The sequence below is a fragment of the Saccharibacillus brassicae genome (genome assembly GCF_006542275.1).
In the GTDB taxonomy this organism is placed as follows: domain Bacteria; phylum Bacillota; class Bacilli; order Paenibacillales; family Paenibacillaceae; genus Saccharibacillus; species Saccharibacillus brassicae.
Map to the genome: position 1 here is coordinate 3,440,147 of NZ_CP041217.1, position 18,127 is coordinate 3,458,273.

At 61.0% G+C, this 18,127-nt stretch carries 13 protein-coding genes; 9 read left to right on the forward strand and 4 right to left on the reverse strand.

The genetic code is table 11. From position 1 onward, the window contains the following. The first annotated feature begins 39 nt into the window (after positions 1–39). A complete protein-coding gene (locus tag FFV09_RS14295) occupies positions 40–1,095 on the forward strand; it encodes a S66 family peptidase (protein WP_141448448.1) in 1,056 nt (351 codons plus the stop codon). 199 nt (positions 1,096–1,294) lie between these two features. Here the strand turns inward: FFV09_RS14295 and FFV09_RS14300 are convergent, their stop codons facing one another. From FFV09_RS14300 to FFV09_RS14310, 3 genes are all read right to left on the reverse strand, one after another. After that, positions 1,295–2,671: an ABC transporter substrate-binding protein gene (locus FFV09_RS14300; protein ID WP_425472320.1), complete on the reverse strand. Its 1,377-nt coding sequence runs from the start codon at positions 2,669–2,671 to the stop codon at positions 1,295–1,297. Between the two features lie 482 nt (positions 2,672–3,153). Continuing rightward, positions 3,154–3,978 (reverse strand): carbohydrate ABC transporter permease, encoded by an 825-nt coding sequence (locus FFV09_RS14305; RefSeq protein WP_425472174.1) that lies wholly within the window; start codon positions 3,976–3,978, stop codon positions 3,154–3,156. Continuing rightward, a complete protein-coding gene (locus FFV09_RS14310) occupies positions 3,975–4,958 on the reverse strand; it encodes a carbohydrate ABC transporter permease (RefSeq protein WP_237401591.1) in 984 nt (327 codons plus the stop codon). The genes FFV09_RS14305 and FFV09_RS14310 overlap by 4 nt, the downstream gene beginning before the upstream one ends. A gap of 215 nt (positions 4,959–5,173) precedes the next feature. Here FFV09_RS14310 and FFV09_RS14315 point away from each other — a divergent pair, with 215 nt between their 5' ends. Beyond that, on the forward strand, positions 5,174–5,992 hold the full coding sequence (locus tag FFV09_RS14315; protein ID WP_141450478.1) for a glycerophosphodiester phosphodiesterase: 819 nt from the start codon (positions 5,174–5,176) through the stop codon (positions 5,990–5,992). Between the two features lie 164 nt (positions 5,993–6,156). Then, complete coding sequence (locus FFV09_RS14320) at positions 6,157–7,722, forward strand: Ppx/GppA phosphatase family protein (protein ID WP_141448449.1); 1,566 nt, start codon at positions 6,157–6,159, stop codon at positions 7,720–7,722. Between the two features lie 237 nt (positions 7,723–7,959). Here the strand turns inward: FFV09_RS14320 and ppk1 are convergent, their stop codons facing one another. Then, positions 7,960–10,062 carry a polyphosphate kinase 1 gene (gene ppk1 / locus FFV09_RS14325; RefSeq protein ID WP_141448450.1) on the reverse strand — a complete coding sequence of 701 codons (2,103 nt, stop codon included), beginning with the start codon at positions 10,060–10,062 and terminating at the stop codon, positions 7,960–7,962. A gap of 634 nt (positions 10,063–10,696) precedes the next feature. On the opposite strand from ppk1, the gene FFV09_RS14330 reads away from it, so the two are divergent. The 6 genes from FFV09_RS14330 (at position 10,697) to FFV09_RS14355 (ending at position 18,076) form a co-directional block, all read left to right on the forward strand. Further along, positions 10,697–12,763: a beta-galactosidase gene (locus tag FFV09_RS14330; protein ID WP_141448451.1), complete on the forward strand. Its 2,067-nt coding sequence runs from the start codon at positions 10,697–10,699 to the stop codon at positions 12,761–12,763. Positions 12,764–12,995: 232 nt separating this feature from the next. Further along, on the forward strand, positions 12,996–13,886 hold the full coding sequence (locus FFV09_RS14335; protein WP_141448452.1) for a hypothetical protein: 891 nt from the start codon (positions 12,996–12,998) through the stop codon (positions 13,884–13,886). A gap of 12 nt (positions 13,887–13,898) precedes the next feature. Continuing rightward, positions 13,899–15,515, forward strand: a complete 1,617-nt coding sequence (locus tag FFV09_RS14340) for a helix-turn-helix domain-containing protein (RefSeq protein WP_141448453.1) — start codon at positions 13,899–13,901, stop codon at positions 15,513–15,515. 221 nt (positions 15,516–15,736) lie between these two features. Further along, on the forward strand, positions 15,737–16,768 hold the full coding sequence (locus FFV09_RS14345; protein ID WP_246098349.1) for an ABC transporter substrate-binding protein: 1,032 nt from the start codon (positions 15,737–15,739) through the stop codon (positions 16,766–16,768). Further along, entirely contained in the window at positions 16,769–17,587 is an 819-nt protein-coding gene (locus FFV09_RS14350) for a hypothetical protein (RefSeq protein ID WP_141448454.1), read from the forward strand. Positions 17,588–17,785: 198 nt separating this feature from the next. Beyond that, entirely contained in the window at positions 17,786–18,076 is a 291-nt protein-coding gene (locus FFV09_RS14355) for a putative quinol monooxygenase (RefSeq protein ID WP_141448455.1), read from the forward strand. The last annotated feature ends 51 nt before the right edge of the window (positions 18,077–18,127 follow it).

Below are 18,127 nucleotides of genomic sequence, written 5' to 3' on the forward strand. Positions count from 1 at the left end.
GCAAAAAGCGGGACCGGCCGCGGGAGAGGAGCACCGACCATGATCCGTTATCCATTTTTGAGAGAAGGCACGACGATCGGAGTTACGGCTCCTTCTTACGGCGTCGCGCCGGACATGCACGACCTGCTGAAGCAGGCGATCGGCCGCATGGAAGAAGCCGGATTCGCGGTATCGACCGGCGATACCGTCTGGACGCAGCACAAAGCGAAGTCCGCGCCGGCCCGCCTGCGCGCGGAAGAGTTGAACCGGATGCTGCAGGACGACCGGATCGGGCTCGTGCTGCCGCCCTGGGGCGGCGAGCTGCTGATCGAAGTGCTGGAGCATCTCGATTTCGACCGGATCGGCGACAAGTGGCTGCTCGGGTATTCCGACATCAGCCTGCTGCTGCTCGCCGTGACGCTCAGAACGGGCTTGGCGACGGCGCACGGCACCAACCTGCTCGATCTGCGCGGCCGCGTCACGGACAGCACGACGGCCAAGTGGCGGGACGCGCTGACGACGCCGGCCGGCGGTTCGTTCGGGCAGCACTCTTCCGATCTGTACCAGGTCGAGTGGAAAAGCCGTCCGGAAGCCGAAGAAGCGAATCCGGCAGAAGCGGAAGCGGCGGACGATTCCGTGTTCAACCTGACGGAACCGACCGTCTGGAAAAGCGTCTCCGGCGGCGACGTCGGATTCAACGGCCGGCTGCTCGTCGGCTGTATCGACGTGATCCGGCATCTGGTCGGGACGCCGTACGGCGACGTGCGCACTTTCCGGGACACGCATCTGCCCGGCGAACCGGTGCTGTGGGTGCTGGAGAACTGCGAGATGAATACGGCGGATCTGCGCCGCTCGTTGGTGCAGATGAAGCTGGCCGGCTGGTTCGACAACTGTGCCGGCCTGATGTTCGGCCGCAGCCCGGCCAACGGGGCGGTCGACGGGTATACGGCGGTGGACGTCTACCGCGATATGGCCGAAGAACTCGGCGTGCCCGTGCTGTACGATATCGACTGCGGCCATATGCCGCCGCAGCTTACGCTCATCAACGGCGCGATGGCGCAGGTGGAGTTCTCGGAAGAGAAAGGGACGGCGAGCGTGCGGCAGATTTACAAATGAGGGCGCAGCGGAAAAGGACGCGGCATTGGGATACAGCCCGATGTAACGGGAAATAACGGGGAATAATGAGAAGGAACGTTACGGAAAAAAGCAAAAAAGACCGGCTGAAGTTCAGCCGGTCTTTTTTGTATGGCGCAAACCTGCGCGCTGCGGGATGCTTGTCCGGCTCCGCTCGCGCTTACCGGAGTCGACCGGTCGCTTACTGCGCGACCGTGCTGTTGTACTCCTGGATCTTCTGCGTGATCTCGGCCGAAGCGCGATCCAGCGCGTCCTGCGGCGTCGCGGCGCCGGTGAGCGCTTCTTCGATCGCCGTCTCCGTCAGCTGGCGCGCTTCCGGGAAGACGCCCATGACGGCGCCCTGGGTAGCCGGAGTCGGCTCCGTGCCGTGCAGTTGGTCGACCGCAGTCTGGAACTGCGGATACTTCTTGAGGTTTTCCTTGACGAGGTCTTCGTCGTAGGCCTGCTTCGTGATCGGGAAGTAGCCCGTGTTCACGTGCCAGTAAGCCTGGGTAGCCGGTTCGGCCAGGAACTTGATAAAGCTCCAGGCCGCCTGCTGTTCGGCTTCCGGGCGGTCGTTCATGATCCACAGGCTGGCTCCGCCGACGACAACGCCGCCTTTGTCGGCATCGGCCGCGGTCGGCTTCGGCAGCGGTGCCGTGCCGACTTCGAACTTGCCTTCGGCTGCCTGCACGATGCCGCGCAGGGAAGCGGTGCTGTCGAGCGTCATGGCGATTTGTCCGGCCGCGAACGCTTTTTTGGTGTCGTCGGTTTTGCGGCCGAGGTTCAGCATCGTGCCGGCGTCAACCATCTTTTTCCACCATTCGAGCGTGCGCACGGCAGCCGGCGCGCCGAGCTGCGCCTGATCGGCCATGCCCGCACGGCCGTTGCTGTTGTTGAGCAGTTCCGCGCCCTGATTGGCGAGCAGCTGCTCCATGAACCAGCCGTAGATCGCGAACGATCCGCCGGTCATACCGTCCTTGGTCAGCGTCTTGGCCGCTTTTTCCACTTCCTCGTACGTCTTCGGCGGGTTCTCGGGATCGAGTCCGGCCGCTTTGAAAGCGTCTTTGTTATAGTACAGAATCGGGTTCGAAGTGTTGAAAGGCATCGAGTAGAGACGATCGTCGAACGTGTAGTAGCCGAGAATGTTCGGCTCCAGCTTGGACACGTCATAGCTCTCGCCGTCGATAAACTGCTGCATCGGCGTGATGGCGCCGGAATCGATCATAAAACGGCTGCCGATCTCGTACGTCTGGATCATCGTCGGTCCCGTGCCGGAGCCCATCGCCGTTTTGAGCTTGTTCAGGCTCTCGTCGTAAGTGCCCTGGAACACGGCTTCGACTTCCACGTCATCCTGCGATTCGTTGAACCGCTTGACCAGCTCGTCCACGACTCCGCCGAGCTCGCCGCTCATGGCGTGCCACCAGACGACTTTCACCGGAGCCGCGCCGTCTGTCGTCTTGGCACTTTCCCCGGTGGCCGCTGCGGCTTCCGCCGTCGCTCCGCCGGCTGTCGAACTTCCGGCTCCTCCTCCGCAGGCGGTCAGGATGACCATCATCAGGCACAGGCAGGCGAACATCCACTTCTTGCTACTTTGCAACAAACTTCCCACTCCTTCTTCTGAATATAGTATGTGTATGGGTTGAAGCGTTGAAGCCGCAAAAAAGACCCGGAGGAAGGCGGAGCCGCAGATGCCTCCGCGTGTCCGTCCGGGTTATCCGGAGATCCGGGCGTCCCGTCAAGGTAGGGGGATGTCGGGACGCAGACCGGATTCCACGAGAACCGCGCTTCGCGCAGGGCGAAGACGCAGACCGTTTCGAATCGATGCGGAAGGAGATGTACCTTCCGCGGATTGCCGAAGAGATCGGCAGCACGTGAATCAAGGGTGACCCGGCGGGGGCCGGGCCGGAAGCCGGACGGATTTGCGCCGTCTCCGCTCAGGCGGCGAACGTGTCGTTCGTCGTCTCAGCGGGGACGGCGGCTCTGCCGCTTACTGCCGGTCCGGGAGAAGTTCGCTCTCCCGGACCGGCAGCGGGCGGAAGAAGCCGCCAAGCCGGACGATCAGCCTTTTAGCGCGCCGGCGGTCAGCCCGCCGACGAGCCGGCCGAGTCCGAGCGCCAGCATGACCAGAGACGGCAGCAGCACGAGCACGAGTCCGGCCATGACGAGGTTCCAGGCCGTCATCTCCGAAAATTGGAGCATGCTGACGCCGATCTGGACGGTGCGCATATTCTCGCTGCTCGTCACGAGCAGCGGCCACAGATACATGTTCCAATGGTTCAGGAACGAATAGACGGCGAGCGTCGCAAGACCCGGCATGGACAGCGGCACGGCCAGCCGCAGGAAGATGCGGACATGCCCGCATCCGTCGATCCGCGCCGCTTCCATCAGCTCTTTGGGCAGCTGGAGGAAAAACTGGCGCATCAGGAACACGCCGAACGCCGTCGCGAGGAACGGGACCGTCAAGCCGGCGTAGCTGTCGAGCCAGCCCCAGCTGCGGATCGTCAGGTAGTTCGGGATGATCGCGACTTCCCACGGAATCATCATCGTGGACAGGAACAGCGCGAAGATCGCTTTTTTGCCGGGAAAACGCAGGAACGCGAACGCGTAAGCCGCCATGCACGACGTGATCAGGCAGCCGACCGTAATGGCGCCGCTGACGACGAAGCTGTTCGTAATGAAGCGAAGGATCGGAATCGTAGCCAGCACCTGGGCGAAATTGTCCGGGTGCAGCCCGGTCGGCCACAGCTTCGGCGGATACGCCGCCGATTCGGCTTCGGTCATGAACGCGTTCGAGACGGTGATCCAGAACGGAAACAGGATGAACAGCGCCGCGACCGCCGAGAACGTGTAAGCGAGAAGACGCGGCAGGGAGATCGGTCTCACTGGTAATGCACCTTCCTTTCGGCGAACACGAACTGGAGCACCGTAATGAGCAGCACAATCGCGAACAGGACGAGCGCCTGCGCGCTGCCGACGCCGAAGCGGAAGTTCACGAACGCGTCTTCGTACAGCTTGAACACGAGCACGTTGGTGCTGTTGACGGGACCGCCCTTGGTCAGGATATTAATCTGTCCGAACGCCTGAAATGCGCCGATGACCGAAGTGACGGAAGCGAAGAACAGCGTCGGCGACACGAGCGGAAGCGTCAGGCGCCAGAACGTGCGCACCGGGCCGGAACCGTCGATTTTGGCGCTCTCGTAGATTTCTTCCGGAACGCCCTGCATGCCGCCGAGCAGCAGGATGAACAGGAAGCCCACGTTCATCCAGACCGTCATGAGCGAGATCGACAGCAGCGCCATATTCGGGTCGGTCAGCCACTGCACCGGGGTCAGGCCGATTTTGCCGAGCAGATAGTTCAGCGTGCCAAGCGTCGGATGGAACAACACCATCCACATGATCGAGCCCGTGCTGACGGATACCGCGATCGGAAGGGCGAAGACGAACCGGAACAGTCTCATGCCCCGGATTCGGCTGCGGCATACGGCGGCGAAGACGAGCGCAAACGCAAGGCTTGCCGGAACCGTCAGCAGAATGAACTTGAGCGTGACCATCAGGCTGTTCGGGAATCCCGGCGACTGGAACAGGTTGCGGAAATTCGCGAGACCGACGAAGTTCGCGACCTGGCCGCGCGGATTCGTCGAATGCAGGCTCAGATACACCGATTGCGCAAGCGGATAAAAAAGAAAGATGCCGAACAGCAGCAGGGCCGGTGCGATAAACGCTACCGCCAGCGCTCCTTCGCGCCATCGGCCGAGGCTTGCTGCCTTCGATGGTTCGCCGCTGATGCCGGCTGCACGCGTTCCCCGGCCGGTCGGCCTTTTCTGTTCGAGCGGAAGCGGAGGGGAGTTCTTCATGTTTTCCATGCGGTGCTGTTCCTCCTTATGTACGTCGGGGTAATGCCTGCATTCAGACTACCAGCGTATTGTTAAATAAAATCCCCCTGCTGTGTAAAAGTTCCATTTTACGGTAAACGTTTGCGTTTAACATGGCCTTTACGCAAGCTCGTTATACTGGACGAAGACGGACCCCGAACATACAAGGGCGGCCAGGCGGCCGCACCGGAGAAGAGGCGATCATGATGAACGAACCTATTCGCGGCACGCATACGATCGATACGGAATTACGCACGGCGGACGGCCAAGCGGCCGCTCCGATTATTTTCGCGCACCGGGGAGCTTCGGGCACACGGCCCGAAAACACGATGGTGGCATTCCGCCGGGCGGTGGAACTCGGGGCGACGGGCATCGAGACCGACGTGCAGTTAAGCGCGGACGGCCAGCCGGTGCTGATCCACGACGAGACGCTGTCCCGCACGGCCGGGGCGTCCGGCTGGGTCGGGGACAAGACCTGGGCGGAGCTGCAAAGCCTGGACGCGGGCGGCTGGTACCATCCCGAGTTCATGGGCGAGCGCATTCCGCATCTGGACGAACTGTTGGAGCTTGTCCGGCAGACGGGACTGATCGTCAACCTGGAACTCAAGAACACGGTCCGTGCGTACGAAGGGCTGGAAGCGACCGTCATCGAAGCGGTGCGCAGGCACGGCGTCGAGCGGCAGACGCTGATCTCAAGCTTCAATCATTATTCGCTGGCGCTGTGCAAACAGCTGGCTCCGGACATCCGCACGGGCATCCTGTATATGGAAGGATTGTACCGGCCGTGGGAATACGCGAAAACGATCGGCGCCGACGCGCTGCACGCGTACGATCCGGCCGTGCGGGCGGAATGGGTGCAGGGCGCGCGCGCGGCGGGCGTCGATTACCATCCGTTCACGGTCAACGACGAAGGCCGATTGCGCGAGCTGATCGAGATGGGGACAGCGGGCATCATTACCGACCATCCCGACCGCGTCGTGCGGCTGCTCTCGCAGCGCCGGCCGAATGCGAAGCAGATTCATTGATCTTCTCGTCCGAAAAGTAAAATCCGTGTAAAAAAACAGGGCGGTGCTCATTGCGCCGTCCTGTTTGGTTTGCTAAGGTTAAGGCTAATGAGATAAAGAAACCGGTTTGCGATTACGGCCCGGCCGGATACCGGGCGCCGGAGACAAGGAGCTGTCCATTCCATATGACCACCACACCCGAAATCAGCCGCCCCGAGGCGGCGCAGACGAGCCTCAGAGCGGGCATTATCGATATTGGTTCGAACTCGATTCGGCTCGTCGTCTATGAAAGCGACAGCGGCGGCTCATACCGCGTGCTGACCGAATCGCGCGAAGCGGCACGGCTCAGCGCGCTCGTCACGCCCGAAGGCATCATGCCTTCGCCGGCCATCTATTCCGTCGTCCCGGTGCTGAAGCAGTTTACGGAAGTCTGCGAAGCGTACGGAGCGACGCAGATCCGCGCCGTTGCGACGGCGGCGATTCGCAACGCGTCGAACTCCGGCCAGATCATCGAAATTTTGAACCGGGAGACCGGTCTTAAGATCGAACTGCTGCCCGGCGAAATGGAAGGCCATTACGGATTTATCGGCGTCGTCAACAAAATCGACATCGCCGAAGGCTTCATTATCGATATCGGCGGAGGCAGCACGGAAGTGACGCTGTTCCAGGACCGCCGCCGGGTATCGAGCTATTCGTTCCCGTTCGGCGCGGTCAACATGAACGTGCGTTTCGGCGGAAGCGGCAGTTGGACGCACGAGCGCGTGGGCGAACTGGAACAATTCGTGCTCGCCGAAGCGCGCAAGCAGGCATGGATCTCCGATTATCCGGGCCTCGATCTGGTCGGCCTGGGCGGCACGATACGCGGACTCGGCAAAATGGATCAGCGGCGGCGCAATTATTCGTTGTCGTACACGCACAACTATGTCATGCAGGGCGAAGACGTGGACCATTTCTACGCCACGCTGCCGGGCATGGACAACAACGGCCGCAAGCAGGTGCCGGGCTTGTCCAAGAGCCGGACCGACATCATCGTGCCGGGCCTGATCATCCTGCGGACTCTGTTCCTTCATATGAAGGCGGCGCGCTACGTCGTCAGCGGCACCGGCCTGCGCGAAGGGCTGTTCTTCGAGCTGCTGCATCCCGAACAGGCCGTGCACGAGAACGTGCTGGAATTCGAACTGCGCGCGCTGCTGTCGAAAATGCCGAAGCAGCGTCAGCGGCATCTGCGTCACACGGAGCAGTTCGCCCGCATTTTGTACGAAGCGCTGGGCGAAGAAGGAGAGAGCCGCTGGAACGCCAAGCTGCTGCGCATCGCCGCCTGGACGTACCAGACCGGCACCGAGATCGGCTATATCGATTACGAGGAGCATACCCAGTATTTGCTCACCAAGCGTCCGCTTGCGGGACTGACGCACCGCGAGATCATCCTGACCGCGCTGATCGCCGGCATTGCCGGCAAGGTCAAATGGCGCAAAAGCACCACGGCGCAGACGTACAAAGACATCCTGCTGGCGAAGGACGAGGAGCGTACGCGCCGTCTCGGCGCCGTGCTCCAAATGGCGGCCGCGCTGGACGCCAGCGAGACGCAGGCCGTTACGGCGCTTGCGGCCAGACGCAGCGGCGAACGCTTCGAACTTGAGCTGACGTGCCGGACGGAAGCGTTCATGGAGATTCGCGACCTCAAAGCGGCGGCCAAAGACTTCGAGAAAGAATGGAACGTCAAGATCGAGCTGAAGATCCAGGTCGGCTGACCGGCTGAACGGCTGAACGCCGGACCGCGAAATCGCGGATCGGGATCGGACGAATTAACAAGACGACAAAAAGCCCGCTTCCCCGGATCATCCGGAGAAGCGGGCTTTTTCGGTTCGGCCTCAACTCAAAGGCCGTTCGGATCTGAAGATCGGAGGCTCGGAGGCTCGGAGCCAAGCCCCGATGCGGCCGGGATCAAGGCAGCATCCGGTCCGCAGCGGGACCCGGCCTTGATCCGATCAGGCCAGCGTCGATTTCCAGGCGCGGATATCTTCCGCACGGAACTGGCTGCGGAACGGTTCTTCGCCGTTCTCGAACGATTCGTAGCCGCCGCTCGAAGTCAGCATGCGCGCTTTGACGTTGTCTTTGAGATACAGCTTCAGAATGTTCAGCAGCGTGTCCTGGCAGCCCGGATCGAGAATCGGGCACATCAACTCGACGCGGCGCGTCAGGTTGCGGGTCATCCAGTCGGCGCTGGAGAGGAAGATCTCCGACTTGCCGCCATTTTCGAAATAGTAGATCCGGGAGTGTTCCAGATAGCGGTCGACGATGCTGCGCACCGTAATGTTCTCGCTCAGGTCTTTGACGCCCGGACGCAGACAGCAGACGCCGCGCACGATCAGGTCGACTTTGACGCCGGCTTTGGACGCTTCGTACAGTTCGTCGATGATCTGCTGGTTGGACAGCGAGTTGAACTTGGCGATGATGCGCGCCGGCCGGCCGGCTTTGGCGTGATCGGCTTCGCGGCGGATATTCGTGACGAACGTGCCCATCATCGTATCCGGCGCGACCGAGATTTCCTGCCAGTTCGGATGGCTGGAATAGCCGGTAATATGGTTGAACAGTTCCGAAGCGTCTTCGCCGATCGAAGCGTTCGAAGTCATCAGGCCGACGTCCGTATAGAGCTTGGCCGTCGCGTCGTTGTAGTTGCCCGTGCCGACGTGCACGTAGCGGCGCAGACCGTCTTCTTCACGCCGGACGACCAGAATCGCTTTGGCGTGCGTCTTGAGTCCGACCAGTCCGTACACAACGTGGCAGCCGGACTGCTCCAGCGTCCGCGCCCAGCTGATATTGCGTTCTTCGTCGAATCTCGCCTTGAGTTCGACGACGACCGTCACCTGCTTGCCCGCTTCGGCGGCCGCGGCGAGCGAGCGGATGATGGCCGATTTGCTGCTGACCCGGTACAGCGTCATCTTGATCGCCATAACGTTCGGGTCTTCGGCGGCCTGTTCGACGAAATCGCTGACGGCATCGAACGTCTCGAACGGATGGTGCATCAGCACGTCGCGTTCTTTCAGCACGCTGAAGTAGTCGGTGTCTCCGCCGTCCCCGAATTCGGGCGGGTAGATCGACAGCCGGGACGGATAACGCAGCGCGTCGCGGTTCTTGACGGAGCCGGCGAACGACGTCAGGAAGCCGAGGTCGATCGGGCCGTCGATTTCGTACACGGCGTCTTCGATCTCGAATTCTTCCTGCAGCAGCTGCAGCGCGTACGGATGGAAGCCTTTTTGCACTTCGAGCCGCACCGGCGCGCCGCGGCGGCGCTTGCGCAGCTTCTTCTCGATCTCTTCGAGCAGATCGTCCGCTTCTTCTTCGTTGATCTCAAGATCCGCGTCGCGGCTGAGGCGGAAAGCGTGCACCGTCTTGGCCGTATAGCCGCTGAACAGCGTCTGGATATGGTGGCAGATCAGTTCGTCGATCAGGACGTAGGTCTGCCGTTTGCTGTGGCTGCGCTGGGTTACCGACACGAGCCGCGGCAGGATCGACGGAACCTGGACGATGGCGAAAAAGAACCGTTCTTCGTCGGGCAGGTCTTCCGGCGTGTTGTCGCGTTCGAGCAGCGCGGCCAGATAGACGTTCTGGCTGTGCACGAGCGGAAACGGACGGCTGAGATCGACCGCCATCGGCGTCAGGACGGGGAAGATGACGTCATGGAAGTAATCGTCCGCCGCTTTTTGCTGGGTCGCGCTCAGATCTTCGTAGCGGTTGAGCACGAGGCTCTCCTTGGCCATGAGGCGTACCAGTTCGCGGTACGTCCGGTATTCGGCCGCCACCATCTTCTCGATGCGCTTGGACAGGCGTTTGTACAGGACGGGCGGCGTGTAGCCGGAGAAGTCCTTCTTCGCGAGGCCGGCCTTGAGCTGGTTGCGGATGCCCGCTACGCGAACGCTCATGAACTCGTCCAGGTTGCGCGAGACGATGCCGAGGAATTTGGCGCGTTCGAGCAGCGGCGTATCCGGGTCCTGCGCTTCTTCGAGCACGCGGTAATTGAATTCGATCCAACTCAGGTCGCGATTGATGTAGTAAGGGGACGATCCCCGTTGAGCGGAATGGTTGTCCATAGTTCCTCCATAGTAGAGCGTGCGGGCAGGACGCAAGTCGAGCCGCAGACGCCGAGTATTCGTGCGAATCCGTTTCTTTTCCGCATGGGCGGTCGAGCCTTCCGTCAGACATGGAATCGTGTGCGCATGAGGGCGAACGCAGGTTGCGCGGCGTTCGCACTTTTCTTTTACCCGCCGGGCAGCGCGCAAAATCGGTGCGGCCAAGCGGGACTATTCTCCGGGAAGCTCTTTTATTAGTATAACCTGCTTTTGTTAAGCGAATGTAAAAAAGTCCTTTTTCCAGTTTACTTACATTGAAACGTTTTCGATTCAGGTTAAAGCGTTATCATCCTGTTTTTTCTTTTTTCCCAAGGCGTCTGCATATAAAAAAACGACAAAATCGTCAAATGCAAGTTAAAAAAATCTCTCGAATCATGAAGAAAGTTTCATCGTAAGCGGGGTCGTAAACCGATAAAAGCGAAGCGTTTGCAGGATATGGCGGCGGCCGGCGCGAAAAGGTAGGGACAGACGCGAAGCCCGGGCCGCGTTCGGCCTGTCCGGGGAGCGAAGCGGCAGCGCGCCGCGCAGCGGTCGGCCATCCGGCCAGCCGCGTCCGCGTCTACAGTCCGGCAGGGACACAGGAAGGGGAATCGACATGGAACGTTTGCATTACGGAGTCGCTTATTACGACGAGTACATGCCTTACGATCGACTGGCGACTGATATCGAGATGATGCAGGCGGCGGGGATTACCGTCGTACGCATCGCGGAATCGACCTGGAGCACGCACGAACCGCAAAACGGGGTGTTCGACTTCGCCTCGGTGGACCGCGTATTGGATGCCATGCACGCGGCGGGCATCTCCGTCATCGTCGGCACACCGACGTATGCCGTGCCGGCCTGGATGGTGCGCGAGCATCCGGAAGTGCTGGCCGAGACCCGCACCGGACCCGGCAAATACGGGGCTCGGCAGATCATGGACATTACGAGCCCGGCTTACCTGTTCTATGCCGAGCGGATCATCCGCAAGCTGATCGGCCGCGTCTGCGGCCATCCGGCGGTCATCGGTTACCAGATCGACAACGAGACCAAGCATTACGGCACCGCCGGCCCGAACGTGCAGCTGCGCTTCGTCAAGGCGATGCGCGACAAGTTCGGCGGCGATCTCGGCGAGCTGAACCGCCGCTTCGGGCTGGCGTACTGGAGCAACCGGATCGACGCCTGGGAAGACTTTCCGTCCGTGCTCGGCACGATCAACGGCAGCCTGGGCGCGGAATTCGCCCGGTTCCAGCGGCAGCTCGTGACCGATTTTCTCGCCTGGCAGGTCGGACTCGTCAACGAATACAAGCGTCCCGGCCAGTTCACGACGCACAATTTCGACTTCGACTGGCGCGGCCATTCGTACGGCGTGCAGCGGGACGTGGACCATTTCAAAGCATCCCGGCCGTTCGATATCGCGGGCGTGGACATCTACCATCCGTCGCAGAGCGAGCTGACCGGCGCGGAAATCTCGTTCGGCGGCGACATGGCGCGTTCGCTCAAGCAGGGCGGCTACCTTGTGCTGGAGACGCAGGCGCAGGCTTTCCCGCATTGGACGCCGTATCCGGGGCAGCTGCGGCTGCTGGCGTTCAGCCATCTGGCTTCGGGCGCGAGCCTGGTCGCATATTGGCACTGGCATTCGATCCACAATTCGTTCGAGACATACTGGAAAGGACTGCTCAGCCACGACCTGCAGCCGAATCCCGTATACGAGGAAGCGCGGACGATCGGAGCCGATTTTGCGCGCCTCGGCGGCTCACTTGCCGGCCTGCGCAAAATCAACCGCGTCGCGATGCTGGTCAGCAGCGAAGCGCTCAGCGCCCTCGACTGGTTCCCGCTGCCGGGCGGCGTGCTCTACAACGACGTCGTGCGGCGCTGTTACGACGCGCTCTACAAGCTGAACGTCGGCTGCGATTTCGTCCATCCGGACACCGAAGCGAAAGTGTTGGCGGAATACGACCTGCTCGTCGTGCCCGCGCTGTACAGCGCGCCGGACCGGCTGCTGGAGAAGCTGAACGATTTTGCGGAAAAAGGCGGGCATGTGATCTACACGTTCAAAAGCGGGTTCGCGAACGCCGACGTACAGGTACGTACCGGCGCGCAGCCGGGTCTGATCGAGCGATCCTGCGGCGTGAACTACCAGCTGTTCGCCGAACCGAACAAGGCGAGCGTCCGTTTTGCCGGCGGCGGGTTCGAGGATCTGGGCGCAGCGGAGAAGGAAGTCGGGACGTGGATGGAGCTGCTGACGCCGACGACGGCGGAAGTGCTGGCCCGGTACGACCATCCCGAGTGGGACGGGTACGCGGCGATCACGACAAACCGCTTCGGCGAAGGCACGGCGACTTACGTCGGCTTCCTGCCGACCGAAGGGCTGCTGCTGCGCCTGTTCGAGCGGGTGCTGCGCGAAGCGGGGCTGTGGGGCGAAGACCAGAAGCTCAAGTTCCCGCTGGTCGTCAAATCGGGCGTGAACGCGGCAGGCTGCCGCGTGCGCTATTTCCTCAACTATTCCGGCGAGCCGGCGGGATTGCGATACGGCTACCGCGACGGCAGGGAACTGGTGTCGGGCGAAGACGTCAGGCACGGCCAGATGCTGAACCTGCCGGCCTGGGGCTTCGCGATCGTCGAAGACCGCGAAAGCGCGGCCTGCTCGGCGGCGATGGAAGACGGCGTGGCCAAGGATTGAAGATCGGCGGATCGAAAGGTTAAAGGATTGAAAGGTTAAAAGATTGAAGGATTTTAGAGGGTGGGCGTTCGTCGGGCACGGAGGCGGAGAAGACGGGCGGAGGCCCGTCTTTTTGGCGTGGCGCGGAGGGCCCGTCAGGCAAGCCTAAAGTACCTTTTTACATCCAAGCGCGCTATGATGGAAAAACGACACGCCGAGGCGTGCGCAGACGAAGACGAAGGAGGAACTTTTGATGATGGAGACGCATGAGTATATCCTGACCGGCGAAGAACTGACGGTGACGATCAAGGCGCCGGAGACGTGTACGGGAACGCGGTTCGACCGCACGGGCTGGATTACGCAGGTAAGACTGGAGAGCGCGGGCATCGACTTTTGCGTGCCGGAGAGTCTCGTTGCGGGGCAGGGAACGGGCGGCGAAGGGTTGTCCGGCGAGTTCGGCATCGAACGGGCGATCGGCTACGAAGAAGCCCGGCCGGGCGAAACGTTCGTCAAACTCGGCATCGGCGCGCTGACGCGGATCGACGACGAGAGTTACAATTTTGCGCGCACGTATCCGGTCGAAGCGTACGAAGTCCGGACGGAGACCGAAGCGGCGCGGATGACCTTCGTGTCGGAAGCACCGGAGCATAACGGCTATGGCGCGGCGCTCGTCAAGACGATCGAAATCGACGGACGCAGCCTGCATATCCGGTACAAACTGACCAATACGGGCACGAAAAGTTTTTCGACCAGCGAATACGTACATAACTTCATGGGCATCGGCGGGCATCCGGTCGGGCCGGATTACGTGCTGAACCTGCCGTACGAACCGAAGCTTAGGCTGCTGGGCGACGGGGGCGTGGAAGACAAGCTGGAATTGTCGGCCGGGCGGATGGCGTGGAACGCCGAAGCGGGCGGCGAATATTACGCGCTGTTCGGCGGCTTCGCGGCGGGCGAAGCGCCCTATTGGGAGCTGCTGCACGTACCGAGCGGAGCGGGCGTGCGCGAGCGCGGCGACTTCGACGCGTCCAAGTTCGCCGTATGGGGTTCGGGGCATGTGGTCGCGCCCGAAGTGTTTATCGAGCTGAATCTTGCGCCGGGCGAGACGCGCGAGTGGACGCGGACGTACGACTTTTTCGCATAAGGAGTGGGGATCATGAACGCGGCCAAAAGCAAACCGGACCGGCTCTTCTTTCCTTCGGTTCGTCTCTGCCGGGCGGAGTTCCGGGGCGAGGGCGTTCTTCGTCCCAGAGAGCTGGACAAATGCGGTCTGCTTGCGGTCGAAAGCGGCCGGGCGGCTTTGTCGATCGACGGGCGTACCCATACGGCGGAAGCGGGCGACCGGTTCTGGCTGGTCCCCGGAACCGCGCTCGGCGGACGCTGGGAAGCGGGATTTCGCGTCACGCTGCTGCTGTTCTCCTGCTGCCGCATGCAGAAATACGCCGGGCAGTGGTTGGCGGCGGAAGCCGAACTTCCCGCTTCGGGAAGATTGGAACGGTCGGCCGGGCTTCCGGAGCGCCTGCCGGGAATGGCGGGGGAAGCGCCGCCTCGCGACCGGCTGGAACTCAAGCATGCGCTGCACCGCTGGATGAACGTACGCCGGGCGGAATCGGCGGCAGGTGATAGGCAGAACGGACTTTTGAAAAGCACGGAGGAAGAAGCCGGGCGGTCCGGGATCGATCTCGCTTTGGCGTACATGTCCGGGCATTATGCGCGGGAAGTGAGTATCGAGGAGATGGCCGTTCGATCCGGAATGAGCGTCAATCATTTTATTCGGACGTTCAAGGCCCGAACCGGACGGACTCCGGCCCAGTATCTGCTGCATCTGCGAATGACCCGGGCGAAGCAGCTGCTGTTCTCAAGCGACAAGATCAAGACGATTGCGCGAAGCGTCGGCTACAAGGACGAGCATTATTTCAGCCGGGCGTTCAAAAAGTCGGAAGGCATTGCCCCCGGCCAATATATGAAGCGAAGCGATCTGCGGATTGCAACCGTCTACTACGGGCTTGACGACTATCTGACGACGCTCGGCATTTCGCCTGTCGCGGTATTGTCTTACGAGCGGAGGCTTCCGCGAATCGGCGAATCGGCCCCGGCGAAGTCTGATGAATCGGGAGCATCCGTCCGGCTCGACAGTTCGGCGTTCAGTTATGCCAAGCTGGGACGAGCCGCGCCGGATCTGATCCTGACCAGCAGCCGCCTGGACGCCGACGCGCAGTTGGAGCGGATGGCTCCGACCGTCACTCTCGCCTACTCCAATGACCTGGTGCGGCAGCTTAGGCAGATGGGCGGCATCTTCGGTCGGCAGAATGAAGCGGAAGACTGGATAGGCCGGTACGAAGCGAAGCGGAAAAGCATGCGCGTACAGCTGACAGCCCAAGCGGGGCGCAGGATGACGGCTTATTATATTCGGGTCGGTGCGACATTGTGCCGCGTATACGGAGCGCTGAATCAGACAGGAGCGCTGCTGTACGACGATCTCGGTTTGCAGCTTCCCGACCATTTTCCGGCAGGCGAATGGGCGTTGAATATCGGTCCCGGGCAGCTTCCCCTTTTCGATGCGGACTGGCTGTTTATGGCGGTGGAACCGACGCCGGAAGCGGCGGGACGCATGCGCGCGATCGAAGCTTCCGAAGAGTGGCAGTCGCTTCGGGCGGTCAGGGAAGGGCGGGTCTGCGATGCGCAGGGACTTTTGTTAAAAGCGCTTGGCCCGGCGGGCCGTCTCGAGGCGATGCACGAACTGTTTGACCGAATGACCGAAGAAACCGGGTGAATTTGTCCATACAAAATCGGCGATAATGTCCATTGAACCGAAGGCGCTTCTTCCCTAGTATAGAGTGATAATGATTATCACTTATAGGGGGATGAACCGTGCAGCATACAAGAAACGGATCGAATACGGGAAAAAAGAACAGGCCCAGCAGAGAAAATAGAGAAAGCGGGAGCGGTAAGACTGGTTTCGGCGCTACACGCGTATCGTTCGCTGCGGGCTGGATGCTGCTGATTGCGGCGGTACTGATGCTCTCCGCCTGCGGATCGGCCATGCCGAATTCACAGACAGGGAAGACCGAAGCGGCGGCACAAACAGAAGCCGCTTCGGAGACAAAAGCGTCTTCCGGCGAAGCCGCGACTTCGGAAGCGGAAACTTCTTCTTCCGCCGACAGCGGAAAGTCAGCCACGATGGCGATTACGCATCTGAAAGGAACGGCGGAAATTCCGGCTTCGCCGAAACGGGTCGTCTCTTTGTCCGCCGCGTATATCGACCATATGCTGACGATCGGCGAGAAGCCGGTGGGCGTCAATACGGAAGATCGCTACGGCGGCGATTACCTGCCTTATCTGGCGGACGAGCTTGAAGGCGTGGCTACGGTCGGATCGGCCGAAGCGCCGAATCTGGAAGCGATTCTGCTGCTGGACCCGGATGTGATTCTGGTCGAAAGCCGGACAGGCGAGACGACCTACGAGCAGTTGAACAAGATTGCACCGACTGTCGTCTTGGGCAACGAATGGAAAGACTACGACGAAGATCCCGACTTTTGGACGGAAGACTTGTTGAAAATTGCGGAGATGTACGGCAAGACCGGGTTGGCACAGGAGAAAATTGCCGAACTCGACAAGAAAACGGCGGAGGTTCGGGTGCAGGTCGAACAGTCGGAACATCGTAAACTGGCGTATATCCGGGTGCGGGACAAACTGCTGCAAATCTATGCGCAGAACGGGCATCCGACGAACGGACTGCTGTATCACGATCTGGGCTTCGAACCGTCTTCCCTGACGCCGATCGATCAACGCGAAGATTTGTCGTTGGAAGGGGTGGCCGATCTGGATGCCAATCGGCTGATTCTGGAAGTCGACCCCAATGGCGCGGACTTCCTGGCTGCGGCGCAAAAAAGTTCGGTCTGGAAAAACGTTCCGGCTGTACAGCAGGCGCGCGTATACGAAACGGATTCTTTCTGGTTGTTCAAAAGCTGGGGGGTCATAGGCCGGACCGAGATTCTGGAAGATGTGCGAAAGCAGGTCGAATAGATGGATAAGTCGGAGCAGCCGGAGAAACTGAAACTGCCGGAGCCGCCTGAAGAGCGGCAGTCGGAACCCCTGGAAGCTTTTCTGAGAGAACGGTTTGCGATGGTAAGGAAGCGGCCGGGCAAGGATGCGGAGTTCGAGGAGGAAGACGTACAGAACTTCCCTTACTCCGTTCAGGATCTGCTGGACCCGGACGTCCTGCGCCTCCTGCTGCTCCGCCAATCCGTGCTGTTGGGAGGAGCCGCACCGGACGTAACCGGGACCCTGTTCGCCAAGCGATACTCGGTTCTTGCGGCCGGTTTGTTCGCGGCCTACAGCGCTTATGGAGTTGTGCTGTCTCCGGAGCCGGGCGATATCCGGCTGCGGATCGGTGCAGGAGCCGCGATGGGATACCGGGTATGCGAAGAATCTCGCCTGACGTACGCCTATCCAAGTCTGTCCGCTTATGCAGGGAAAGTCGAAGCCCAGGTTCGAACCGTGCTGCGCGCGGTGCAGCGGGCATCGGGAGCGAATGGCAGTGTGCTGCATACGCTCGTCCTGCATCAGATTCATACGCTGTACCTCTGCCTGGAAGCGGAATCGCAGCAGGCCGGTTCGCCGCTTGCCGCTCGGGCAGACACGATGCGCAGGCACCGGCAGGAACTGAATGCACCGGCAAACCCATGGTTCCATGCCCGGTTCCGTTCGATCGGTCCGGATGCCGCAGGGAGGCCGCTTCTGCTTCGCCGGCACTGCTGTCAGGCTTATCGTACCGTGCAGTCCGGCCGCTCGCACGGCTACTGCGACAGCTGTCCGAAAAGCGAAGCCTACAAACGGACCTGACGGAACCGATGGACTTGAAGGACCTGACGGACCTAAAAGAACCAAGGAAGCTTGTCTGTCCGGCTGCTGCACGGCCGGCCAGGATGCCGTAGGCCGTGATTTGTCCGGGGGGGTCTGTGGTAAGCTGGAACAAGAAAGCGGGATCGATCCAACCGAATCGGATTCCCGGAGCATACGATCCATAGAGGAGGATGTTCGATGATTGTTATTCATGCCGATATGCAGATCAAGCCGGACAAGCGGGAAGCTTTTCTGCAAACGGTCCAGCCGCTCGTCGCCGGTTCGCAGGCCGAAGAGGGCTGTATCCGTTATACGCTGACGCAGGACGTCGCCAATCTCGACCGGTTCACGATGGTCGAAGTGTGGGCCGACGAAGCCGCGATCGAGCGTCATAACGCTTCGCCGCATTTTACGGGCTTTTTCAAAGTATCCCGGGATTTCTTCGCGATGCCGCTCAAAGCCCAAAAGTTTAACGCGGCGGATCTCTGAGCAGCCCGGACACGGCGCATTTTATACAGGTGGAAAAAGAACGCCCATTCG

What these genes read in the sequence shown, in the direction of transcription:
- FFV09_RS14355 (WP_141448455.1), top strand. Translation starts at nt 17,786, where the DNA reads ATGATTGTTATTCATGCCGATATGCAGATCAAGCCGGACAAGCGGGAA.
- FFV09_RS14315 (WP_141450478.1), top strand. Translation starts at nt 5,174, where the DNA reads ATGAACGAACCTATTCGCGGCACGCATACGATCGATACGGAATTACGC.
- ppk1 (WP_141448450.1), bottom strand. Translation starts at nt 10,062, where the DNA reads ATGGACAACCATTCCGCTCAACGGGGATCGTCCCCTTACTACATCAAT.
- FFV09_RS14335 (WP_141448452.1), top strand. Translation starts at nt 12,996, where the DNA reads ATGATGGAGACGCATGAGTATATCCTGACCGGCGAAGAACTGACGGTG.
- FFV09_RS14320 (WP_141448449.1), top strand. Translation starts at nt 6,157, where the DNA reads ATGACCACCACACCCGAAATCAGCCGCCCCGAGGCGGCGCAGACGAGC.
- FFV09_RS14330 (WP_141448451.1), top strand. Translation starts at nt 10,697, where the DNA reads ATGGAACGTTTGCATTACGGAGTCGCTTATTACGACGAGTACATGCCT.
- FFV09_RS14310 (WP_237401591.1), bottom strand. Translation starts at nt 4,958, where the DNA reads ATGGAAAACATGAAGAACTCCCCTCCGCTTCCGCTCGAACAGAAAAGG.
- FFV09_RS14300 (WP_425472320.1), bottom strand. Translation starts at nt 2,671, where the DNA reads ATGTTCGCCTGCCTGTGCCTGATGATGGTCATCCTGACCGCCTGCGGA.
- FFV09_RS14295 (WP_141448448.1), top strand. Translation starts at nt 40, where the DNA reads ATGATCCGTTATCCATTTTTGAGAGAAGGCACGACGATCGGAGTTACG.
- FFV09_RS14345 (WP_246098349.1), top strand. Translation starts at nt 15,737, where the DNA reads ATGCTGCTGATTGCGGCGGTACTGATGCTCTCCGCCTGCGGATCGGCC.
- FFV09_RS14340 (WP_141448453.1), top strand. Translation starts at nt 13,899, where the DNA reads ATGAACGCGGCCAAAAGCAAACCGGACCGGCTCTTCTTTCCTTCGGTT.
- FFV09_RS14350 (WP_141448454.1), top strand. Translation starts at nt 16,769, where the DNA reads ATGGATAAGTCGGAGCAGCCGGAGAAACTGAAACTGCCGGAGCCGCCT.